Source organism: Tepidimonas aquatica (assembly GCF_007556585.1).
GTDB classification, from domain to species: domain Bacteria; phylum Pseudomonadota; class Gammaproteobacteria; order Burkholderiales; family Burkholderiaceae_C; genus Tepidimonas; species Tepidimonas aquatica.
Genome location: NZ_VJNA01000021.1, coordinates 1 through 22,861 on the forward strand (window position 1 = coordinate 1; position 22,861 = coordinate 22,861).

Annotated in this window: 17 protein-coding genes and 1 pseudogene; 4 read left to right on the forward strand and 14 right to left on the reverse strand. The window is 70.1% G+C overall.

Annotation, left to right across the window (positions count from 1 at the left end):
- Positions 1-111 (forward strand): annotated as a pseudogene (locus tag Taqua_RS08765) (IS5-like element ISCARN85 family transposase); the annotation flags it as partial.
- Positions 112-113: 2 nt separating this feature from the next.
- On the opposite strand, the gene Taqua_RS08770 reads toward Taqua_RS08765, so the two are convergent.
- From Taqua_RS08770 to Taqua_RS08790, 5 genes are read right to left on the reverse strand one after another with little or no spacing between them, the layout of a single operon-like run.
- Complete coding sequence (locus tag Taqua_RS08770) at positions 114-896, reverse strand: hypothetical protein (protein WP_144326308.1); 783 nt, start codon at positions 894-896, stop codon at positions 114-116.
- Positions 893-2,197: a PelD GGDEF domain-containing protein gene (locus Taqua_RS08775; RefSeq protein ID WP_144326309.1), complete on the reverse strand. Its 1,305-nt coding sequence runs from the start codon at positions 2,195-2,197 to the stop codon at positions 893-895. The genes Taqua_RS08770 and Taqua_RS08775 overlap by 4 nt, the downstream gene beginning before the upstream one ends.
- Positions 2,194-2,715, reverse strand: a complete 522-nt coding sequence (locus Taqua_RS08780; RefSeq protein ID WP_144326310.1) for a penicillin-binding protein activator LpoB — start codon at positions 2,713-2,715, stop codon at positions 2,194-2,196. Before Taqua_RS08780 ends, Taqua_RS08775 begins: the two co-directional genes overlap by 4 nt.
- 43 nt (positions 2,716-2,758) lie before the next feature.
- Positions 2,759-6,550, reverse strand: a complete 3,792-nt coding sequence (locus tag Taqua_RS08785) for a tetratricopeptide repeat protein (protein ID WP_144326311.1) — start codon at positions 6,548-6,550, stop codon at positions 2,759-2,761.
- On the reverse strand, positions 6,510-9,245 hold the full coding sequence (locus Taqua_RS08790; protein ID WP_144326312.1) for an endo alpha-1,4 polygalactosaminidase: 2,736 nt from the start codon (positions 9,243-9,245) through the stop codon (positions 6,510-6,512). The genes Taqua_RS08785 and Taqua_RS08790 overlap by 41 nt, the downstream gene beginning before the upstream one ends.
- A 272-nt stretch (positions 9,246-9,517) precedes the next feature.
- On the opposite strand from Taqua_RS08790, the gene Taqua_RS08795 reads away from it, so the two are divergent.
- Positions 9,518-10,246 (forward strand): spherulation-specific family 4 protein, encoded by a 729-nt coding sequence (locus Taqua_RS08795; protein ID WP_185969596.1) that lies wholly within the window; start codon positions 9,518-9,520, stop codon positions 10,244-10,246.
- A 126-nt stretch (positions 10,247-10,372) separates the two neighbouring features.
- On the opposite strand, the gene dnaJ is transcribed toward Taqua_RS08795, so the two are convergent.
- From dnaJ to grpE, 3 genes are all read right to left on the reverse strand, one after another.
- Positions 10,373-11,500 carry a molecular chaperone DnaJ gene (gene dnaJ / locus Taqua_RS08800; protein WP_144326313.1) on the reverse strand — a complete coding sequence of 376 codons (1,128 nt, stop codon included), beginning with the start codon at positions 11,498-11,500 and terminating at the stop codon, positions 10,373-10,375.
- Between the two features lie 98 nt (positions 11,501-11,598).
- Positions 11,599-13,530: a molecular chaperone DnaK gene (dnaK, locus tag Taqua_RS08805; RefSeq protein WP_144326314.1), complete on the reverse strand. Its 1,932-nt coding sequence runs from the start codon at positions 13,528-13,530 to the stop codon at positions 11,599-11,601.
- An 80-nt stretch (positions 13,531-13,610) separates the two neighbouring features.
- Entirely contained in the window at positions 13,611-14,177 is a 567-nt protein-coding gene (gene grpE / locus Taqua_RS08810; RefSeq protein ID WP_144326315.1) for a nucleotide exchange factor GrpE, read from the reverse strand.
- A gap of 127 nt (positions 14,178-14,304) precedes the next feature.
- Here grpE and Taqua_RS08815 point away from each other — a divergent pair, with 127 nt between their 5' ends.
- On the forward strand, positions 14,305-15,165 hold the full coding sequence (locus Taqua_RS08815) for a fumarylacetoacetate hydrolase family protein (protein ID WP_144326316.1): 861 nt from the start codon (positions 14,305-14,307) through the stop codon (positions 15,163-15,165).
- Positions 15,166-15,202: 37 nt separating this feature from the next.
- On the opposite strand, the gene Taqua_RS08820 is transcribed toward Taqua_RS08815, so the two are convergent.
- Entirely contained in the window at positions 15,203-15,685 is a 483-nt protein-coding gene (locus Taqua_RS08820; RefSeq protein WP_144326317.1) for a MarR family winged helix-turn-helix transcriptional regulator, read from the reverse strand.
- 276 nt (positions 15,686-15,961) lie between these two features.
- Between Taqua_RS08820 and Taqua_RS08825 the strand changes: the two genes are divergently transcribed.
- Positions 15,962-16,714 (forward strand): type 1 glutamine amidotransferase, encoded by a 753-nt coding sequence (locus tag Taqua_RS08825; RefSeq protein WP_144326318.1) that lies wholly within the window; start codon positions 15,962-15,964, stop codon positions 16,712-16,714.
- Here the strand turns inward: Taqua_RS08825 and Taqua_RS08830 are convergent, their stop codons facing one another.
- The 5 genes from Taqua_RS08830 to Taqua_RS08850 all read right to left on the reverse strand — a co-directional run bounded on the left by Taqua_RS08830 (position 16,715) and on the right by Taqua_RS08850 (position 22,837).
- Complete coding sequence (locus Taqua_RS08830; RefSeq protein WP_144326319.1) at positions 16,715-18,289, reverse strand: acyl-CoA dehydrogenase family protein; 1,575 nt, start codon at positions 18,287-18,289, stop codon at positions 16,715-16,717.
- Positions 18,290-18,347: 58 nt separating this feature from the next.
- Positions 18,348-18,773 (reverse strand): acyl-CoA thioesterase, encoded by a 426-nt coding sequence (locus Taqua_RS08835; protein WP_144326320.1) that lies wholly within the window; start codon positions 18,771-18,773, stop codon positions 18,348-18,350.
- 16 nt (positions 18,774-18,789) lie between these two features.
- Positions 18,790-19,578, reverse strand: a complete 789-nt coding sequence (locus Taqua_RS08840) for an SDR family NAD(P)-dependent oxidoreductase (protein ID WP_144326321.1) — start codon at positions 19,576-19,578, stop codon at positions 18,790-18,792.
- Between the two features lie 63 nt (positions 19,579-19,641).
- Positions 19,642-20,919 (reverse strand): thiolase family protein, encoded by a 1,278-nt coding sequence (locus Taqua_RS08845; protein WP_425472591.1) that lies wholly within the window; start codon positions 20,917-20,919, stop codon positions 19,642-19,644.
- 19 nt (positions 20,920-20,938) lie between these two features.
- The gene (locus Taqua_RS08850) at positions 20,939-22,837 is read right to left on the reverse strand and encodes a feruloyl-CoA synthase (RefSeq protein ID WP_144326322.1); all 1,899 of its coding nucleotides are present in this window, start codon (positions 22,835-22,837) and stop codon (positions 20,939-20,941) included.
- Positions 22,838-22,861 lie beyond the last annotated feature (24 nt).

Consider the following 22,861-nt stretch of genomic DNA (forward strand, 5'->3'; position numbering starts at 1 on the left):
CTGTTCCGCCGTCTGAAAGGGTTCCGCCGCATCTTCAGCCGCTTCGACAAGCTCGACGTCATGTTCGCGGCCTTCATCCACTTCGCACTGATCGTCGAATCGTTGCGATAGTGTTAACAGGCCCTAGGCGCGAGTTCGCCTTGCCGCTGTTGCAGCGCCTGCAGCCAGTGCAGGGTCTGCTGCAGCGCGTGCTCGCGCAGGTCATCGCTGGCGAGCCCTTGGTGCGCCAGCTCCCAGTGCAGCTCGGCCAGCAGCGCCCACAGCCGCGCCGGGTCGGCGGCGGCGGGCAGCGCTGCGCGCGCTTGCGCAATCCAGTTCTGCAGGCGCTGCTGCTGGCGGTCGAGCACGCCGTAGGCCAGCAGCCGCACATCCTCCAGCTGGCCGGTTTCGCGCAGCGCAGCCAGGGTTTGGTTGCCGGCGGCGGAGGGGCGCTGCGTCAGCAGGGTCAGCACTTGCTGCTGCAACGGCAGCGGCGCAGAGCCGCGCGCCACCTGCGCTCCAAGCCCCGCCACGCGGCGCGCCAAGCGCCTGGGTTCGATGCGCTCCAGCGGCGGCAAGCGCACTTCGCCGAAGCGTTGGCGTGGCGGGCGGGGCTGCAGGCGGCGCATTCGCCCTAGCGCCAGCGGCAACAGCGCCCAGCCCAGCACCGGCCAGGCCATCAACAGCGTACCAACCAGCGCCACCCCTGCCGGGCGACGTTGCGTGCGCTTGCGGGCCAAGCCCAGTGCCAGAGCAGCGGCCAGCAACGCGCTGGCTGCCGTGTGCGCGGCCCAGAACGCGGGCAGCGATGCCCGATCCAGCCCCTTCGCAAACCAGGTCGCCAGCGCTGCCAGTTCCAGGCCGATGCCGAGCACACCGGCCAGCGCCGCCAGCGCGCCTCGCGGCAGCCGTCTCATGGGCCCTCCGTGCCCCAGCGCAGCAGCTCAGCCGGCGGCGCATCCAGCGTGCGCACGCGCCAGCGCAAGCCTGCCTCAGACAAGCCGCCCCCTCCTTGTTGTTGCAGCCACTGCTCCAAGCGTTGAAAAAAGCCTTCGCTGCCTGCTCCGTGCGTCAGCGGCAACAACACCAGCAGACGACCTGGAGCCGGCTCGCAGCTGAGGTCGAGCGAGCGCAGTTGCGCTGCAATCCGCGGCAGCCAGTTGGCAGCCGCCGCGTCCCGGGCTTGCAGCACGCCCAGCGTCGAAGAAAGGCCCCAGCGCTGCTGCAGCCGATGCAGCCGCTGCAGCTCCAGTGCGAAATCCGCGGCGCAGCCAAGCTGCCGGCGCAGCACGTCGGCCGTGCTCAGACGCGCTTGGCGCAACGCGGCGAAGTCGTCGCACAGCACCTGCAGCGCCACCAGCGTGCCATCGTGCAGCGCCAGAAACGGCAGGTGATGCACCGCCAGCAGCCACTGCGCCGCCTGACCGTCGAGCCCGAATGGCAGCACGACCCGGTAGCGCGAGGCGGCCAGCTCCGCGACGTCGCGCACGTGGGCGAGCCGGCCTCGCCGCAGCGCCTGGGTCACCATCGGGTCATCAGGATTGAGGGGCTGCGGCGGGCCCAAGTGCGCCAGCGGCGCGGGGTCAGGCCGGCCTGCCTCGTCGAGCCGGTGCAGCGTGGCCTGCTGCACCTTGGCAAAGCCGGCCAGCAGCTGCAGCAGCAGGCGGCCTGCCTCGCCATCGGGGGTATCCGGCCCCAGGCGGCGCAGCTGCTCCAGCGTCGCGCGCAGCGTCAGCGGCTGGTGCAGCAGCTCCTGTTCAAGTCGATCGTGCGACAGGCGCAGGGTGTAGTGCTGCCGGCTCAAGCGCTGCAGCTGATCTTGAGCGTAATCGCGCTCAATTTGATGCCGGCGCATCCGCTCGATCCAGCGGTCGGCGAACTCGCCCAGGATCAGGGTGACGATCCAGCCCCCCGCCCAGCCCGATCCGTCGTCCTGGGCGAAACTGGCGCCCAGCCATACCATGCCGACGGCGGTCAGCGCTGCGGCGGCCAGCGCGCCAGCCAGCGTGCCGTAGCGCAGTGTGACGATCCACGGCGCCAGCCACGCCCACGGAAAACCCGGCTGACCGCTCAACCAACCAGGGCTGCCCAGCCCCACGGCCAGCAGCCCGGCCAGCAGCGGCAGCGCCACGGCTTCGATCAGCGCCCACGGGCGCGGCTGGACGTGATCCCAACGCTGCGCCAGCGTGGGGCTGGCGCGCCAGACTAACGCCGTCATGGCGCCAGCGGCCCCAGCAGCTCACGCGCCAGCTTTTGCGCCACGCCAGCCAGCGATTCGCGCGAAAAGCCGCTCTTGCCGCCGACGGCGCTGTAAACACGCTGGCCGCTGCCGACATCCAGCACCGTCAGCGCCAGGCCCACGGCCGGCTCGCCATCGACGCCGACCTTGTAGCGCCACTCCGAAACCTGGCCGATGACCAGGTAGCGCGCGCCAGCGGACTGGGCCCATTGCAACAGCTCGGGCGTGCTGCGCAATTGGCCTTTTTCAAACAGGCTTTCATCCAGCCACTCCACCGGGGGCGTGACCACCGACGGCGACACGGACGCGGCCAGCCATTCGGTGACGATGCTCTGCGCACGACGGCCGGCCATGGGGGTTTCGGTGTGGTTGACAAACGGGGCCACGGCCCACACGGCGTTGGGCTGCAGCGTGGGGCGGCTGGAGCGCTGCACCGTGGAGCAGGCGCTCAAAGCCAGCGCAGCGGCGGTGGCGATCATCAGGGAGCGTCGTCGCATGGCGGGTTCCTTCGTCTGGGTTTGTTGGGGTTGAAGGCAAGGGTCACCAATCGACCCGGTAGCGCAGCAGCAGGCGGCGAGTCAGGCCAGGGTTGGCGCCGAGGTTGCGGTCGAGCTGAAGCCCAATCAGGCCGCGGTCGTGGCCCAGCACGCTGCCCGCGAGGCCCAATTGGCCGCCGAGGCCGACCCCGAGTTCGCTGTCGGTGGACCAGGTCAGCGCCGCATACGGCAGCCAGCCCCGCCGCGGCTCGGCCTGCAGCGTCAGCCCGTGGCTGACGGTTAGCGCCCACTGCGTGCGGCTGCGCGGCACGAAGGCATCCGACGCAAACAGCGTGGCCCCTGTCGGCAGCAGCGCACGCAGCGCAGGCAGGGCGTTGGGGGCGGCGGCGCGGTAGCGCTGGCGGTTCCAGCCCAGATCGACGCGCAGGCCGTGCGGGTTGGCCTCGGCCTGCCAGCTCAGGATCACGTCCAGCCGCTGGCCGCGGCCAAGCGTGTCCCCGCCAGGTTGCGCCCGCCAGCGCGCGGCGCTGGCGCGCACGTTGAGCGCCAGCGTGGGCCGCAGCGGCCAGACCAGGTCGGCGCCGAGCCAGTCCTGCAGTCCGATCAGGCGCAGGTTGTCGCTGGCGCTGGCCGGCTCGGCCCAGCCGGCTTCCAGGCCAAGCTGCAGGCGATCCCAGCGGCGCTGCCAGCGCAAGCCCAGCGAGGCGTGCGTGCCCAGCGCTTCCAGCCAGCCCAAGCGCCACTGCCAGGATTCGCGCGCGTCGCCGGCGTCCAGACGCAGCTGGAGCTGCCGCTCATCCGGCGCGGCGCCCAGCAGATCGGGCCGCTGCAAGGTGCGGTTGAACCGCTGCAAGGTGACGCTGAAGCGCAGGTGCGGCGTCAGCAGCGCTTGCCAGTGCAGCAGCGTTTGCAGCTCGTCCCAGGCGAGGCGCTCGGTGCGTTGCAGCTCGACGCTGAAGCGGTTGCGCTGGCTGCGCGTGAGGGCCACCCACTGCTCGTGCAGCAGGTCGTCGTCGGGGTAGCGCTCCAGCCCCTCGGAGGCCAGCTTGGCGGCTTGCGCCTCGTCCAGCCGTCGGGCGGCTTGCACGATGTCGCGCCGCGGCAGCGGGCGCGGGTCGTCCAGCAGACGCTGCAGGGTTTCGCGGTCGTCTTCGGCCAGGGCCACCGCCAGCTCGGCCCAGCCAGGCTGAGCCAGGCCCGGGGCCACTCGGCGCAGCATCCAGGCGCGCGCGGCGGAATACTGGCCGCGCTGGATCCACTGCGCCAGCAGCACGCTGCGCGCCGCGGCGGTGTCGGGCAGCGCGGCCACCTCGCGCAGCGCGGCCCACTCAGCGTCGCCGGGCTGCAAAAAGGCGCTCAGCCGCGCTCGCAGGATCGGCAGCATGGTCTGCGGCGCCAGCGGTTGGTGGCGCAGCTGGCGCCAGGTGTGCAGCCGCAGCTGCCAGGCTTCGTCGTGCCGATCCAGCGCTTGCAGGATGTCGGCGGCTTGGGTCAGCCACAGCGGGTCGTGGCGGCGCTCGCGCAGGGTAGGGGCGGTCAGGCGCCACGCTTCGGCCACGTCGCCCAGCGTGAGGGCCATCGCCACGCGCAGCTCCAGCCGGTCTTGCACCACGGCGCCATGGCGGCTCCAGTGGCGGCGCACCGCGGCCACGTCCTGGGTGTCGAGCGTGAACCACAGGGCGGCCTCCACGATGTCGGCGTCTTGCGGCGCGCGTTGCAGCGCCAGGCCGTAGAGGCGGCGCGCCTCGGGCCATTGGCCCGTTTGCCATGCCTGGCGTCCGGCGGCCACCAGGTAGCGCGGGTTGCGCTCCAGCTGGGCGCGCTGCGCCTCGGTCAGCGAGGCCAGCAGCGTTTGCGCCGCATCCAGCCGAGCGTGGTTTTGCCAGCGGGTGACGGCGCGGATCAGCGCGTCCTCCTGCTGGTGGCGGTGCCACAGCAGCGCTGCGGCTTGCGCCGCATCCAGATCGCGCCCGGCCACTTCGAGGGCGTATTCCCAGTCGGCCAGGTCTTGCGCGCTGGCCTGCGGCCGCTCGGCCAAGACGCGCAGTTGGCGGCTCGCCTCGTCGGCGTCGCCGCTTTCCAGCGCGAGCTCGGCGCGCAGGCGGCGGTAATCGTCCGCTTCTGGCGCGTCGGCCTGGGGTTCCTGCGCTTGACGCAGCACCATGAGCGCCTGTTCGCGCTCGTCCAGCAGCAGGTGCAGCAGCGCCAAGCGAAGCGCCAGTTCCGCCGGCCAGGGCGGCGCGGCGCTGCGGCTCCACCAAACAAGGGCCTCGCGCGCGCGGCCCAGCCGCTCGGCCAATTCGGCCAGAGCGCGCGCCAGCGCCGCATCGGGCTGATGTTGCCAGCCGCGTTGCAGGGTTTGCCAGGCTGACTCCGGGTCGCCGAGCCGCTCCTGCACGCTGGCCAGCTCCAGCCAGGTTGGGCTTTCGGCGGGTTGGCGGCGCAGCCGCTGCTGCAGATAGGCGACGTAGGCGTCGTCGCGCAGCAGGCCGATCGAGAGGCGTCGCACGGCTTCCCAGGCGGCGGGTTCGTCGCTCAAGCGCGCCACCTGCCACCACGCATCCAGCGCCAGTTCGGGGCGCTGGTTCCATTCCGCCACTTGCGCCAGACGACGCTGCCAGCGCAGGTTGTCAGGGCGCTGCTGCGCCACGCGCTGCGCCAGCGCCAGAGCGTCGTCGAGCTTGCGGTTTTCCAGAAAGACCTGGTAGGCCAGCTCCATTACTTCCAAGTCAAGGGCTGGCTTGACGTGCGGCGCAGGCCGGGCAGAGGGCGCCGTTACCGAGGTTGGCCAGACGACGCGTCGCAAGCCGCCGGCCGATGCGGCTGCGTGGGCCTGCGCGCGTTGCCACGCCCACAGCCGCGGGCCCAGCGCCCAGCCGGGCATGGCGCTGGCGTCGCTCAAGCGAGCCGCTTGGGGTGTCGGCGCGGGGGCCGTCCGCTCGGTGAGGGCCAGCAGCTTGTTGACGTAGCGCAACGCCAATTTCGGCTGGCCGGCGGCGCGGCTGAGCCGCACCGCCTCGAGCAAGCTCTGACGGTCGTGGGCGAACCAATCCTCGTGGTCTTGCAGCCAGCGCAGCAGCAGCGGCCATTGGCCGGCGCTTTCCAGCGCGCGCAACGCTTGGCCCCAGGCGTGCAGCCGCTGCGCGCCGGGCGGGCTGAGCTCGGCGGCCCAGAGCCACAGCTCCGCGCTGCGCCGATGCAGCCCTGCCGCCAGCGCGGCCTGGGCGGCGCGGCTCAGGATCTCAGGCAGCGGCGCAAAGGCGGGGTTGGGGGCGGTGAGCGCCTGGGCTTGCGCGCGCAGCTGATCCAGCGGCGCGCGCTGCCAGAGCCACTGTTGCAACAGCTCGCGCATGGCGGGCGGCAGCGCGGTTTCGGGCTCCCGCAGCAGGGGCCAGGCGTCGGCGGTGAGCGCGCCGGCGTCGGCCTCGCACGCCACCGCCTTGTTTTTGGGGTCGGCGCAGCCCTGCGCGTGCCACAGCTGCCAGCGCGCATACCAAGCGCGCTGCCGGGCCCACGCTTGCTGTTCCACGCTGCCTTGGGCTTGCAGCGCCGTCAGCAGCGCCAGCGCCTCTGCCGAGCGGCGTTCCTGCAAGAGGCGTTCGGCTTCGGCCATCAGGGCCGTTGAATCCGAGCGCGGGTCTTCGGGGGCGACGGCTTGCACGAGGCGTTCGAGCGCCTGAGCCTGATGGCTGGAGCCGCCGGCGTGTTGCCGCCACTGCAGCGCCGCCAGCGCTGCCGCCACCCCGAGCGCCAGCAGCGCGACGCTCCAAGGCGGCACGGCGCGCGCCGGACGCTCAGCGGGGCGTGCAGTCGATGTCCAGGGTGACCGTTGCATGGGGGCTCGTGACGCGAACGCGGTGACCTGCGGATGCGGTCACCGTGGCGGAAGTGGCAGGGATCAGGCGGCAGCCGTCCGGCACGCGCCATTCGGCTTCCACGGGGACGTGGCCTTGCAAGCGCCAGCGCCAGCGCTGCGCCGCCACGGCCTCGTGCTGGTCGATGGCGGCGTTGGCGCTGATCAGATAAGGGGGATCGTCGGTGCCGGCTGCCTCGCGCAGCGCGAGCTCAGCCGGCAGGCTGGCCAGATGGACATACGTGCCGGAAGGATGGTCGGCGTAGCCGGCCACGCCTGCGCTGCGCGCCCAGTCGGGGCGGCTGCCCGGCGGCAGGCGCACGGTGCGCAGATCGCCACGGCCCTTGAGCAGCCAGCGCCCGTCGGCCAGCCGCGCCACCGCGACGTGCTCAAAAAAATCTTCGACCTTGCGCACGTAGGCGCTGACCGGCTGCGGGTGCAGCGGCTGCGCGCGCGCCCACGCATAGACTTTTTCCAGCGCCTGCAGCGAGGCGGGCTTGGAGGCGGAGTAGGTGTGGTAGTAGATGCTGGCGGGTTTCAGGCGGCGGGGCCGCTCGGTCATTTCCAGCGTTTCGATAACGCGTTGATAGCCCCAGAACGGCCCAGTCCACAGGTTGGTGTAGAGGTTTTCGTTGGCCAGCGGGGCATAGACCTGCAGCTGTCCCTCCTTGACGATGCCCATCGGGGCCACGCAGGTCAGGCTTGGGCATTGCTGGCTTTTGGGGGTGTCGCCGCCGTTGAGGTTGAGCAGGCCGGCGCGTCGCACGTGGGCGATTTGGGCGGCGCTCGGGTTGCAGTCGCCGGACCAGAACAGCAGCCGCACGTCCTTGCCCGGCGGCAGCAGACGGCGGATGAACGCCACGCTGCCTTCGACCTCGCGCCGTAGATCGAACTGGTAGCCGGGGATGGTCAGGTTGTAGTTCAGCTCGGTGACATCCTCGTCGTTGCGCGCGGCCTGCTCCAGCGGCTGCCAGCGGTAGGGGTGGCTGAAGGTGTGGGTGGCCGCTTCCACCCACGGCAGCTCGAACAGGCGGCGCGCGATGCGCTGCGCTTCGTCCGCGGTGGCCGGGTAGGGGCCTTGCGGCGAGAGTTCGGCCTCGATCAGCGACATGCTGTGCGGCCAAGGGTGGCGCTCAATGAAGCGCCGCAGCACCTCGCCCGCCAAGGGGCGCTCGGGCCATTCGCCGCGGTTGACGAAGCCGTCGCCGTCGATGTGGATGGTCAGCAGCCGCCGCCCGCTTTCGGTGGTGACGTCCGGCGCCGGCATCGGCGGCAGCCGCAGCGCTTCGGTCAGCAGCGCAAACGGATCGGGCAGCCAACGCACCTGCTTGAAACCTGGCACGAAATCCACCAGCGCCGGCTGCAGCGCAAAGCCGCCCCACGGCGCGGCGCCGACCAACGCCCCCGTCCCGGCCCACGCCCAGCGGCGCAGGTCGGGGCCGGCCAGGCCCGTCGCCGGCCCCGGCAGTCGGGCCGGCGGGCGGGTTTCAGCGCCGAGCCGCTCGTGCTGCAGCGGGGTCTGCGCCGCGATGCGCACCGTGCGCAGCGCTGGATCCAGCACGCGCGGATCCAGCGTCCACTCGTTCAGCACCAGGATCGGCAGCCCTTCGGCCCGCGCGCGGCGCAAAAAGGCGTGCAATCCCGCCGGATCGGGCGCCGGGCCCTCGCCCCACACGATGACGCCAGCCACATGTCCGCCGAGCGGCTCTTGCGGAAAGGGGCCCTGCAGCGCTACCACTTCGGTGCGGTAGCCCAAGTATTGGGCCGGCATGTCGAGCCAGCGCAGCATCGGCGTGGTTTGCAAATCGGGGTGGCGCTGGCGATCCAGCACGATCAGCAACGTGCGCGGCAGGCTTTCCACTCGCCCGACGCCGACGCCTTGCAACAGCCCGTCGGTGACGTAGGGGATGAAGCCCAGCTGCTCGATGCGCTTGGCCACTTCGCGCGCCTGCGCGCGTTCGGCGGGCGCGACGTAGTCGATCACCACCACCGGCTTGCCATAGCGCTGCTGCGCCTGGCGCAGCTGCTGCAGCAGCCACTGCTGGTCGGCCTCGGACGTGGGGCTGTAAGCGCCGCGGGCGGCGTCGAAGCGGTGCAGCAGCGATTCCGCCGCCACCAACTCCACCGCGTCGGCCACCTGCGGCAAAAGCTCAAAGCCGCGGTTGAGCATCAGGCGCGCTTGAGGGGCGCGTTGCCGGATGGCGCGGATGAGTTCCGCCAGAGCGGCTTGCTGGCGTGTGGGGTCGAGTTGGGGGTCGAGCCGGTAGCTGTCCAGCGTGTCGAGAAAAAACCCGCGCCAGCCGCGCTGCCACAACGGCGCAAAGACCTGCTCGATCCAGAATCCGCGGCACGCCGCCTCGGCGTGGTTCCAGATCCGTGCGCCCCAGTGCGGGTTGCGCACCGACGAGAGGCACCCGGCTGGCGCTTGCGCGGCGCCGGGGTGGTGGTCGGGCAGCTCCCCTACGCTGACGTAAGCGAACGGCTCCATCCCCGGCGCGCGCAGGCGCTGGGGATCGTGGCCGTAGGCGGGTTCCAGCACGACGATGTCGAACGCCGTCAGCTCGGGCCGCCAGGTCTCGCCGTAGTACAACGCCACCGACGGCGCCTGTGCCCAGCCGCCGAGGTGGGCGAGCAGAGCGAGGATTCCGAGGCTGAATCGGCCTAGATTCAAGAACATAACCCCATCATCATATCAGCCTAAAGCTGACAAGCTCCTCTTGGCGACGCGCCGGCGTAGGGTGAAGCGTTGAAGCGGTCGTAGTGGGCTGGCTGCGGTGCCGCTCTTCATCATCCGCCTCAATCAGTCAGCATAGCTGAATGCCATAGCAAATCATGAAGAATTGGTACAAACAAAAGCCGGATCTGTTTTGGAAGCGGCCTTGCAGCTGCCCGCAACGGTATTTCGAAAACGCTCTGACACGTCGCCATGTCCTGGCGACAGGGTTGGGCTTGGCCGCAAGCAGTTTGGCCGGCTGTGGCGGTGGCGGCGATGATGCGGATGCGTCAGCGATCGCGCGCCCACGGTTGCTGGTGCCGGCGTATTTCCGCGAGACGGCGCTTTGGGCGGCGGTCAGTACACCGCGCGATCCGGCGCACTGGATCATCGCCAACGCCGCCAGCGGCCCGGGAAGCCGGCGCGATGAAGTACTGGCGGGTTTCATTGCGCAGGCGCGCCAGGGTGGCCATCAGGTGTTGGGTTATGTCGCCACCAACTACACCCGCGTGCCGCTGGCCACGGTGCTGGATGCGGCGGCGCGCTGGGATCAGCTCTACGGGGTAGGCCATCTGTTCGTCGATGAAGTGGCTGCGCAGGCCAGCGGCCTGGCGTATTACGCCGATTTGATCGCGGGCTGGCGGCGGTTGCAGCCGGGTGGCTTGATCGTGCTGAATTCAGGCACGACCCCGGACCCGGGCTATTTTCGGCTCGATCCGGCGTTGGAAATCGTGGTGTTCGAAGATCGCTGGACGGCGTTTGCGGCCTACCGCTTTCCGGATACGCTGAGGCCATGGCGCGCGCGCAGCCATCTGATCGTGTATTCGGCACCACAGGAGGCACTGCTTTCCGTGTACGACTTTGTGCGACGGCAGGGGCTGCACGGCTTTTTTGTCACCGACACCAGCTCGGCCGAATACCACCTGCGGCTGCCATCGTATTGGGCGCAGCAGGTGGCTCTCTGAATCGGCGATCCGTGTCCGTCAACATTGCCGAGCGCGCCCGAATCGGCTCAAGGTCGAAGTCGGGCGGTTGAGGCCATCTTGCGGGCAGTCGGCTGCGCATCGATCAGCGCCGCCACCGCCTGCCCTTCACGAGAAAAAATCGCGCGCCTTCTCGAACCAGCTCTTCTCGTGCGGGCTGTGCTTGGTGCCGCCCTTGCGGAAGGACTCGTCCAGTTCGCGCAGCAGGCGGCGCTGGTGCTCGGTCAGCTTGACCGGGGTTTCCACGACGATGTGCGCGTACAGGTCGCCGGGGTAGCTGGAGCGCACGCCCTTGATGCCGCGGCCGCGCAGGCGGAACGTCTTGCCGGTCTGCGTGCCCTCGGGGATGTCGATGACGGCCTTCTGGCCGTCCAGCGTCGGGATCTCGACCTCGCCGCCGAGTGCCGCGGTGGTGATGCTGACCGGCACCTGCACGTGCAGGTCGTCGCCGTCGCGCTCGAAGATTTCGTGGCGGCGGATGCGGATCTCGATGTAGAGGTCGCCGGGCGGGCCGCCGTTGCGGCCGGGCTCGCCGTTGCCGCTGGAGCGGATGCGCATGCCGTCGTCGATGCCGGCCGGGATCTTGATCTCCAGCGTCTTGTGGCGCTTGACGCGGCCCTCGCCGTGGCAGGTGGGGCAGGGCTCGGGGATGATCTTGCCGCTGCCGTGGCAGTGCGGGCAGGTCTGCTGCACGCTGAAGAAACCTTGCCGCATCTGCACCACGCCGTTGCCGTGGCAGGTGGGGCAGGTGCGCGCGCTGGTGCCGGGCTTGGCGCCGCTGCCGTGGCAGGTGTCGCAGGTTTCCCAACTGGGCACGCGCACCTGGGTTTCTTTGCCGCGTGCGGCTTCTTCCAGCGTGATTTCCAGCGCGTACGACAGGTCCGCACCGCGGTACACCTGGCGCCCGCGCGCGCCGCGCGGCGCGCCGAAGATGTCGCCGAAGATGTCGCCAAAGGCTTCGGAGAACCCGGCAAAGCCGTCGGCGCCGCCGGCGCGCATGTTGGAGTCAACCCCCGCGTGGCCGTAGCGGTCGTAGGCGGCGCGCTTGTCGGCGTCCGACAGAATTTCGTAGGCCTCTTTGACTTCCTTGAACTTTTCTTCGGCGGCCTTGGCGGCCTCACCCTGGTTGCGGTCCGGGTGGTATTTCATCGCCAGCTTGCGGTACGCCTTTTTGATGTCGTCTTCGCTGGCGTTGCGGGGTACCCCCAGCACCTCGTAGTAGTCGCGTTTGGCCATGGGCAGGACAAAGGGTGTCGATGTGGACAAAAGCCGCGCCGGGGCCTGGCACAGGCCACCCGGCGCGGCGGTGGGCGATCACGCTAGCTGCGGCGCGCTCAGTCGCGCTTGACCTCCTTGACCTCGGCGTCGACGACATCGTCGTCGCTGGCTTTGGCGCTGCCACCGCCGCCCGCGGCCTGGGTGCCGGCGGCACCCTGGGCCGCTTGCATGTCGGCGTACATTTTTTCGCCCAGTTTTTGGCTGACGCTCATCAGCGCTTCGGTCTTGGCTTCGATGGCGGCCTTGTCGTCGCCCTTGACGGCGTCTTCGACCTCCTTGATCGCCGCCTCGATCTTGTCACGCTCGGCGGCGTCGAGCTTGTCGCCGTATTCCTTGAGGCTCTTGCGCACCGAGCTGACCAGCGCGTCGGCCTGGTTGCGCGCCTGCACCAGCTCGACCTTTTTCTTGTCCTCGGCGGCGTTGAGCTCGGCGTCTTTCACCATGCGCTGGATTTCCTCCTCGGTCAGACCCGAGTTGGCCTTGATGGTGATCTTGTTTTCTTTGCCGGTGCCCTTGTCGCGCGCCGACACGTGCAGGATGCCGTTGGCGTCGATGTCGAAGGTCACCTCGATCTGCGGCACGCCGCGCGGCGCGGGCGGAATGCCCTCCAGGTTGAACTCGCCCAGCAGCTTGTTGTGCGCAGCGATGTCGCGCTCGCCCTGGTAGACCTTGATCGTCACCGCCGGCTGGTTGTCCTCGGCGGTCGAGAAGATCTGCGAGTACTTGGTCGGGATCGTGGTGTTTTTCTTGATCATCTTGGTCATGACCCCGCCCATCGTCTCGATGCCCAGCGACAGCGGCGTCACGTCCAGCAGCAGCACGTCGGTGCGCTCACCCGACAGCACCGAGCCCTGGATGGCCGCGCCGATGGCCACCGCCTCGTCGGGGTTGACGTCCTTGCGCGGATCCTTGCCGAAGAACTCTTTGACCTTTTCCTGCACCTTCGGCATGCGCGTCATGCCACCCACCAGGATGACGTCGTCGATGTCGCTGACCTTGACGCCGGCGTCCTTGATGGCGATGCGGCACGGCTCGATCGTGCGCTCGATCAGGTCCTCCACCAGGCTTTCCAGCTTGGCCCGCGTCAGCTTGATGTTGAGGTGCTTCGGCCCGGTGGCGTCGGCCGTGATGTACGGCAGGTTGATTTCGGTCTGCTGGCTCGACGACAGCTCGATCTTGGCTTTTTCGGCCGCTTCCTTGAGGCGTTGCAGCGCCAGCACGTCCTTGGACAGGTCAACGCCTTGTTCTTTTTTGAACTCGGTGATGACGTAGTCGATGATGCGCTGGTCGAAGTCTTCGCCGCCCAGGAAGGTGTCGCCGTTGGTGGATAGCACTTCGAACTGCTTTTCGCCGTCGACGTCGGCGATTTCGATGATCGAGATGTCGAACGTGCCGCCGCCGAGGTCATAGACGGCGATCTTGCGGTCGCCCTTGCCCGCCTTGTCCAGCCCGAACGCCAACGCCGCCGCGGTGGGCTCGTTGATGATGCGCTTGACCTCCAGCCCGGCGATGCGGCCCGCGTCCTTGGTCGCCTGACGCTGCGCGTCGTTGAAGTAGGCCGGCACCGTGATGACGGCCTCGGTCACCGGCTCGCCCAGGTAGTCCTCGGCGGTCTTTTTCATCTTGCGCAGCACCTCGGCGCTGACCTGCGGCGGCGCCAGCTTCTGGCCGCGCACTTCGACCCAAGCGTCGCCGTTGTCGGCCTTGACGATCTTGTACGGCATCAGGCCGATGTCTTTTTGGACTTCTTTTTCTTCGAACTTGCGACCGATCAAGCGCTTGACCGCAAACAGCGTGTTTTTGGGGTTGGTGACGGCCTGGCGCTTGGCCGGGGCGCCGACCAGGATTTCGCCGTCTTCCAGGTAGGCCACGACCGATGGCGTGGTGCGCGCGCCCTCGGAGTTTTCGATGACCTTGGGCGTGTTGCCCTCCATGACGGCGACGCAGGAGTTGGTCGTGCCCAGGTCGATGCCGATGATCTTGCCCATGTTGGTGCTCCTATGGAAATACGGTGTGCAACCGTGCAATCGTTGAACTGTTGCCTATGTAGGGCTGGGGGCGCCGACTTTCAAGCCCCGCTGCCGTCGGTTTGGGGCGCGGCCACCGTGACCAGCGCCGGGCGCAGCACGCGTTCGTTGATCAGGTAGCCCTTTTGCAGCGTGGCCACCACGGTGTTGGCGGGCTGGTCCGACGGCACCGCGCTGATGGCTTGGTGCTGGTGCGGGTCGAAGCGCTCGCCCGCCGCCGGCGCGATCGGGGTGACCTTGTGGCGCTGCAGCGCAGCCAGCAGTTGGCGCAGCGTGGCTTCGGTGCCTTCGCGGATTTGCTGCAGCGTGGCATCCTGCACGCTCAGCCCCGCCTCCAGGCTGTCCACCACGGGCAGCAGGCTTTCGGCAAAGGCCTCGACGGCGAACTTGCGCACCTTGGCGATTTCTTCCTCGGCACGGCGCCGGGTGTTGTCGGCGTCGGCCAGCGCGCGCAGCAGTTGTTCGTTGAGCTCGGCGTTGCGCTGGCGCAGCGTTTGCAGCTCCGCTTGGAGGTCGACCGCCGGGCTTTCGGTCGCGGCTTCGGTGCCGCTGTCGGCGGCCGCGGTGGGGGCTTCGGTTTCGGCGCGCGGGGTGGTGTGGTCGTTCATGGTGTCGTGTTTCGATGGGGGTGATCAGGCCAACAAGGTGTCACGTACAAGTCAGCCAGCTGGGGGCACCTGGGCCCGCTTTCAAGGGGCGTGCCACAATCGCGCTGACCGACCAGGAGACGTGGCGATGAAACTCTTTCGTTATGGCCCGCCCGGCGACGAACGCCCCGGCCTGCTCGACGCCCATGGCGTGCGGCGCGACCTCAGCGGCGTGCTGGGCGACATCACTCCCCACACGCTGGGGCCGGATGCGTTGGCCCGGCTGGCGCGGCTGGACACGCAGCGTTTGCCCGAAGTCGACCCGGCCGTGCGGTTGGGGCCGCCCGTGGGGCAAATCGGCAACGTGCTGGCCATCGGCCTCAATTATGCCGACCACGCCGCCGAAGCGGGGCTGCCCTTGCCACGCCAGCCGATCGTGTTCAGCAAACACACCGCGGCCATCGCCGGCCCGCACGACGAGGTGTGGGCGCCGCCCGGGGCGGCCAAGCTGGACTGGGAGGTGGAGCTCGCCGTCGTCATCGGCCGCAGCGCCTGGCACGTGCCCGAGGCCGACGCGCTGGGCTACGTGGCCGGGTACTGTCTGGCCAACGATGTGTCGGAGCGCGCCCACCAACTCGAAATGGACGGCCAGTGGATCAAAGGCAAGAGCTACCCGACCCACTGTCCGCTGGGACCGTGGCTGGTCACCACCGACGAGGTACCCGACCCGCAGGCGGTGGACCTGTGGCTGGACGTCAACGGCCAGCCGCGCCAGCGCGGCAGCACGCGCACGATGGTGTTCGGGGTGGCGTACCTGGTCAGTTACCTGAGCCGCTTCATGCACCTGCTGCCCGGTGACGTCATCCTGACCGGTACCCCCCCGGGGGTGGGCATGGGCCACAAGCCGCCGCTGTTTCTGCGGCCGGGTGATGTCGTCGCGCTGGGCGGCGGCGTGCTGGGGGAGCAGCGCCAGCGCGTGGTGGCAGCGCCGTTGGGCGCGGCGCCCTGAGCGTCGGGGGGGCGGGCATCGGCGGCCCCAGGGCGTGTTATGCCGCTGCCGGGCCTTGGTACACCTTGCGCAGCAGCGCGATCAAGGTGGCTCGCTCGGCGGCGTCGAGGTGGGTGACGTCGGAGCATTCCACGGCCGCCACCGCTTGCTGTGCCTGCGCCTGCAGGTGCGCGCCCGCGTCGGTGACGTACAGCCCCTGGGCGCGGCGGTCGCCGGGGTGGGCGCGTTTTTCGATCAGTCCCCGTTGTTCGAGCCGCCGCAACAGACCCACCAGGTTGGGCGGCAGGATGTCCAGCGCCGCGCACACCTGGCGCGAGGTGACGCCGGGGTTGTGCGCGATCACCGTCAACACCGAAAACTCCACCACCCGCAGGCCGTACGGCTGCAGCCGCTGCAGCACGTGGCCGATGATGGCCAGTGCGGCGCGGCGGGCGTTGTAGCCGATGAGCGACTCCAAAAAACCCGTGTCGACGGGGGCGGCCTGAAGGGGCCTTTCGGGTAGGGCGTTCACAGTGCGCATTTTCCGCCATAGTTCACCCTTGGTCGTGCAGTCGGGCAAGCAGGCCGAATCGCTGCTCGAGGCCAAGAGCCGCGGCCTGTACAAGCCCTTCACCGTCGCGGGACTACTGCAGGCGGTGCTGGCATGCTGGGTGCCGGCGGACCCGCCAGCGTCCGCCGCGCCGATGGCCCCGGCGGTGCGGTGGCCAGGGACGGCCACAGGGTGTCGATTGGCACCCAGGGGGGCGTTGGCAGTGGCCCCGCGGGCGGGGCGTGACGCCTTAGCATCGGCGCCATCATGGCGACCCTGACCCCCCCTGCGGCCGGTGAAACGGCCGACGTGCTGGTGCTGCAACACACGCTGGAAGACACCCCGGGCTACCTGGCCACGTGGCTGGATGCCGTCGGCGCGCGCTGGGATGTGTTTTGCGCCGAGGCGGGCCAGGCGTACCCGGCGTCGGTGGCGGGATACCGGGCGCTGGCGGTGTTGGGGGGCGAGTGGAGCGCCAACGACGACCGTCCCTCGCTGCGCCACGCCGAAGCGCTGATGCACGAGGCCGACGCGCTGGGCATACCGGTCATCGGCCACTGCCTGGGCGGGCAACTGCTGGCGCGCGCCTTTGGCGGCCGCGTGGCGCGCCTGCCGCAGCCGGAGGTAGGCTGGCTGCCGATCGAGCACGACGGCAGCGCCAGCGCCCGCGCGTGGCTGGGCGACGACCCCCGGCCGGTCGTGTACCAGTGGCACTACGACGGGGTGGTGGTGCTGCCGGCGGGCGCGGTGGTGCTGGCGTCCTCGTCGGCCTGTGCGGTGCAGGCGTATGCGTTGGGGCCGCACCTGGGCATGCAGTTTCACGTCGAGATCACGCCGCTGAAAATCGAAACCTGGCTGGCCGACCCTGGCACGGTGTACCCCGACGCGATTGGCCGCCACCCCGACACGGTGCAAGACCCCGAGGCGATGCGGGCCGCAACGCAGCGGCACCAAGCCGCCAGCTACCGCTTGGCCGACCGCATTTACGCCGAGTGGCGGCGCCGCTGGCGCACGGGCTGATCAGGCCCGTGCCAGTGCCTGCTCGACCATCTGGCAGTGCCAACCCTGCTGCGGCCACACCCAGCGGTCGAACGCCGCGCCGGCCCCGGCGTCCCAAGTGGCGTCGGTGGCGCCCAAGCGAGCCCGCGCCCACCCCATCAGCGTGATGGCGACGGCGCGCAACCAGTCGCCAGCCACCGGGTACAACGCCAAGCGCTGCGCTTCGCTGGCCGCGGCCAGCGCACCGAGCAGCTCCAGCAGCCGCTGACAACCGTCGAGCCACGCGGGTGTGGCGGCCGCTTGGGGATCGCCGCGCAGCCCCTCCAGCAGGGCGCGCAGCGCCGCGCCGCCGTCCGGCAGGGTTTTGCGCAGCAGCAGGTCTTGCGCCTGGATTTCGTTGGTACCCTCGTAAATCATCGTCACGCGCACGTCGCGCACGATCTGCTCGATGCCCCACTCGCGCACGTAGCCATGGCCGCCGAACACCTGCAGGCAATCGCTGGCGCCGTGGAAGGCCTGCTCGGTCCAGGCGGCCTTGAGCACCGGCGTGGCCAGCGCGCACCAGGTGTGGGCGGCGCGGCGCACGGCAGGGTCCGGGTGGTGGTGGGCTACGTCCAGCTGCAGGGCGGTGTGGTAGGCCAGCACCCGCCCCGTGTCGACCCAGGCGCGTTGGGTGTCCAACAGCCGCTGCACCGCCGGGTGGTCGATGATCGGGTCGGCTGCCTGGGTCGGGTCGCGCCGCCGTGGCGCGCGCATCTGCTGGCGCTGCTGCGCGTAGTCGTGTGCCTTTTGCCAGGCCGCATCCAGCAGGCCGATGCCCTGCAGCGCCACGTGCAGACGTGCGGCATTCATCATCACGAACATCGCGGCCAGCCCTTGGTGCGGTTGGCCGACCAGCCAACCGGTGGCGCCGTCGAAACGCAGCACACAGGTGGGGCTGCCGTGCAGGCCCATTTTGTCTTCGATGCGCTCGCAAACGATGGCGTTGCGCTGCCCGTCGGGCAGCCACTTCGGCGCCAGCAGCAGCGTCAGACCCTTGGCCCCGGCAGGGGCGTTGGGCAGCCGCGCCAGCACCAGGTGCACGATGTTGTCGGTGAGGTCATGCTCGCCGCCGGAGATGAAGAGCTTGGTGCCCTCGATGCGGTAGGTGTCGCCGTCGCACGGCGTGGCCCGGGTGCGCAGCAGGCCCAGGTCGCTGCCGGCGTGGGGCTCGGTCAGGCACATCGTGGCCAGCCACTCCCCGCTGGCGAGTTTGGGCAGGTAGCGTGCCTGCAGCGCCGCGTCGCCGTGGTGGGCCAGGCACTCGTAGGCGCCGTGCAGCAGCCCGGGGGCCATGGTCCAGGCGTGGTTGGCGGCGCTGAGCCATTCGTACAGCACGAACGACAGCGCCACTGGCAAACCCTGCCCCCCGTGTTCGGGGGCGGCTGCCAGGGCGGGCCAGCCCGCCTGCCAAAACGCCCGGTAGGCATCGGCAAAGCCGGGCGGCATCGTCACGGCACCGTCGCGCCAGCGTGCGCCCACCTCGTCGCCGACGCGGTTGAGCGGCGCCACCACCGCGTGCACGAAGGTGGCCGCTTCGTGCAGCACCTGGCGCACGAGAACAGGTGGTGCGCGGCGGCGTCCGGGTCGGGGTGGTAGGGTTGGCTCATGGGGGTCAGCCTCCGCACAGGGCGCGGATGTCCGCGGGGATCGGGATGGCTTTGATGCGGCCCGGGTCGTCCGGGTGACGGATGCAAAAGGCGCGCGTTTCGCGCCCTTCGCACAGCAGCTCGTCGCCACGGCGCACCTGATGGTGCTGGATGAAGACCTTGTCGCGCCACTCCTGCACGCGCGTGTGCACGTGCAGCCGCTCGCCGTAGGTGGCGGGGCGGTAAAAGTGCGTATGGATTTCCAACAAGGGCGTGCCGATGATGCCGGTGGTTTTGACGAGTTCGCGCCACGGCGGCACGCCACACTGCACGAAGAAGTGCAGCGAGGCGGCGTCCATCCACTTGCAGAAGTTGGGAAAAAAGACGATACCGGCGGGGTCGCAGTCGCCAAACAGGACGTCGACCTCCCACACGGTGGTTTTGCTGCTCATGCCGGGCTCCAGGGGGTCAACGCGGCGGCAGGCGCAGCGCGCCGTCCAGCCGGATCACCTCGCCGTTGAGGTGGCCGTTGGTGACGATGTGGCAGGCCAGCTCGGCAAACTCCTCGGGTTTGCCCAGCCGGGGCGGGAAGGGGATGCTGGCCGCCAGCGACTGCTGCACCGCCTCGGGCAGGGTGCGCATCAGCGGCGTGTTGAACAAGCCTGGCGCGATCGTGCAAACGCGGATGCCATGCTGCGCCAGGTCGCGCGCCATCGGCAGCGTCATGCCGACCACGCCGCCTTTGGAGGCGCTGTAGGCCTGTTGGCCGACCTGGCCGTCGAACGCCGCCACCGAGGCGGTCAGCACCATCACGCCGCGTTCGCCGTCGGCCAGTGGCGGCAGCTTGGCGCACGCGGCCGCGAACAGGCGCGCGGCGTTGTAGCTGCCGATCAGGTTGACGCGCACGACGCGCTCGAAATCTTCCAGCGGCGCGGGCTGGCCGTCTTTGCCGACGATGCGCCGCGCGCTGCCGATGCCGGCCACATGCATCAGGATGCGGGCCGGCCCCAGGGCGGCCGCGGCCTGCTCGAACGCGGTCTGCAGGCCGACCGGGTCGGTCACATCGGCGGCCAGGGCCAGCGCGGTGCCGGCGCCGTGGGCGTGGTTGAGTTCGTCGGCCACGCGTTGCGCGGCACTTGCCGACAGGTCGATGGCGGCCACGCGCACGCCGCGCTCGGCCAGGGCGCGCGCGGTGGCTTCGCCGAGACCGGAGCCGGCGCCGGTGACCAGGGCCGTGTGTCCTTGCAGGGGTTGCATAGGTGGGACTCCTCGAAAAGGGCTACGTACGGATAAAACGGCAAGCACAGGCCCGGGCAGCGCTCAGGCGTCGGGGTTTTCCAGCAGCAGCGCGATGCCCTGGCCACCGCCGATGCAGGCCGAGGCCACGCCCCAGCGGCCGCCGCAGGCGCGCAACGCCCGTGCGCAGGTCAGCGTCAGCCGCACACCGGTGGCCGCCAGCGGGTGGCCCAGCGCGATGGCGCCGCCGTGGACGTTGAGCCGCTCGGTGTCCAGCCCGAGTTCGCGCGCCACGGCCAGCACCTGCGCGCCTTGGGCTTCGTTGATTTCGAAGCGCGCGATGGCGTCCAGCGTCAGCCCGGTGCGCTGCAGCAGCAGCCGGATGGCCGGGGCTGGGCCGATGCCCATGATCTCCGGCGGCACGCCAACCACCGCCGCCGCCACCACGCGTGCCAGCGGCGCGCGGCCGCTGCGGGTGCGCCAGTCGCGGGCGTAGGCGTCGCTGGCCACCACGGCCGCCGCGGCGGCGTCAACCAACGCGCTGCTGTTGCCGGCGGTTTGCACGCCGCCCGGGTGCACCGGGCGCAGCCGCGCCAGCGCCTCCACCGGGGAGGGGCGCGGGTGCGTGTCGGCTTCCAGCCGCTCGACCTTGGGAGGAAGCTGCAGCCGGCGCGCGGCGTAGCCTTCACGCTCGAAGGTCGTGCTGACGACCGGTTCGATTTCCCCAGCCAGGTAGCCGGATGCCTGGGCCGCCAGCGCCCGCTCGAACGAGCGTGCCGCCCAGGCGTCCACCTCGGCGCGCGTGATGCCGTAGCGGCGCGCCAGGTTCTCGGCGGTGCCGATCATGTCGACGCCGGCGGCCGGGTCCTTGAGCGCTTCCCACATGAAGTCCTCGAACTTGACCGGTGCGCCGAGCTTGAAGCCGGTGCGGTGTTCGAACGCGGCGATGGGGTTGCGCGTCATGCTCTCGGTGCCGGCCACCAGCGCCACGTCGATGCCGTCGCGCAGGTGCAGGCCGGCTTGGCGGAAGAGTTCAAAGCCGGTGCCGCAGATGCGCTGCACCATCAGCGCCGGCACCTCGATCGGCACACCGGCGTACAGGCCGATGTGGCGCGGCAGCATGTACTGGAAGCTGTCGCCCGGGGCCATGTTGCCGGCCAGCACGGTGCCCACGTTGCCGGCGTCCACGCCGGCGCGGGCCAGCGCTGCGCGCGCCGCGTGGATGCCGAGGTCGGTCGGGGATACACCGCCCAGCGCACCGCAGTAATCCACCATGGGGGTGCGGGCGCCGTCGAGGATCCAGCAGCCGTCGAAGGTGTTGAACAGGCCGTGGGGGTTGCGCAAGGGGTCGGTCATCGTCATGGTGGGGCTGCCGGTCGGTTCAGATGGAGGGTTTGAGGATGTGGTGCAGTGCGTCGGCGTAGAGCTTGTCCACCGTGTCGGCGCGGTGAGCCAACACGGCGCGCTGGTTGATCGAGCCTTTGTCGGTGATTTCGCCGCGGTCCAGGCTGGGCGGGTCGGCCAGCAGGATCAGCCGTGCGACGCGGTTGGCGCTGCCGGTGGCCTGACGCGCCAGCTCGTCGACCACGCGCTGGAAGTGCGCCAGCACCGCGGGGTGCTCCAGCACCTCGTGCAGCGAGGCTTCGGGCGGCAGCGGGGCCAGCTCGCGCACGCGTGCGGTGGGGAACACCAGGGCGCCGACGTCGTGTCGGTTCAGGCCGGTGATGACCACGTCTTGCACGTAGGGCGCACCCGCCGCGATGATGCGCGCGCGCAGCGGGCCGACGCTGACGAACGTGCCGGTGGCGAGCTTGAAATCCTCGGCGATGCGGCCGTCGAAGCGCAGCCCGCGGTGCACGTCGGTCTCGTCGATCCAGGCCACCGCGTCGCCGGAGCGGAAAAACCCTTCTTCGTCGAAGGCCGCTGCGGTCTCATCGGGGTTGCGCCAGTAGCCCGGGGCGACGTTGGGGCCGCGGTAGCGCACTTCGGTCTTGCCGTCCACGTCCACCAGCTTGACCTCCAGCCCCGGCGTGGGCAGCCCCAGGTCGCCGGCGCGCACCTCGGGGCTGGTGACGAACAGCGCAAACGGGCTGGTTTCGGTCATGCCCAGGCCCGAGGTCATCGGGATGCGCATGCCCAGCTCGCGCACCTCGCTGGCGTACAGGCTGTCCCACACCGGTTGCGCCAGCGCCGCGCCGGCGTAAAAGAACATGCGCACCCGCGACAGCAGGTTGCGCCGCAGCACCGCATCGGTCTGCATCGCGTTGGCGATGGCCTCAAACCCCACCGGCACGTTGAAGTACACGGTGGGCGCGATCTCGCGCAGGTTGCGCAGCGTCTCGTGGATCAGCGCCGGCGTGGGCTTGCCGTCGTCGATGTACAGCGTGCCGCCGTGGTACAGCACCATGCCGAAGTTGTGGTTGCCGCCAAACGTGTGGTTCCACGGCAGCCAGTCCACCAGCACCAGGTCTTCTTCGGCCAGCACCGGCATCGACTGCGTCATTTGCTGCTGGTTGGCGCACCACATGCGCTGGGTGTTGATGACGGCCTTCGGCGCCTTCGTCGAGCCGCTGGTGAAAAGAAACTTGACGATCGTGTCCGGCCCGGTGGCGGCGATGGCGGCCTCCACCGCCGCCGTGGCCGGGGTCGCCGCCAGTTCGGCCCACGGCGTGCTGCGGCGGCCGGGCAGTTGCCCCTCGGCCAGCACCACCTCGACCTCAGGTGGCACCACGGCTTCGATGGCGCGGGCGTAGCGGGCGTCTTGCGCAAACACCAGCCCCGGCGTGACCGTGGCCCACACATGGCGCAGCTTGGCATGGTCCTGACTGACCAGCGAATAGGCCGGCGACACCGGCGCCCACGGCACCCCCGCCACCATGCAGCCCAGCGCCAGCAGCGCGTGTTCCAGGCTGTTCTCGCTCAGGATCAGCACTGGCCGCTCGGGGCTGAGGCCGCGCTGCAGCAACGCCTGCGCGACGTTGCGTGCGGTGTGCCACGCTTGCGCGTACGTGACGTGCTCCCACTCACCCAGCTCGATGCGTCCATCGGCCAGCGCTTGGCGCCGGCGGCGCGCCAGCAGCGTGCGCTCGGGCTGCGTCTGGGCCCAGTGACGCAGCCGGTCGGTCAGCCGCTCGGGGTACGGCTGCAACGGCTGCTCGGCGCGCAGGTAGTGCACGCCGGGGGCGCCGTCGCGCACCAGCACACGGGTCACACCAAAGCGCAGCGGTCGAAACGGTGCCTGCGCCACGTCCAACGCCGTCGGTGTCTCGGGGGCGTTCATGGTGGTCTCCTCTGCGTAGGGGCC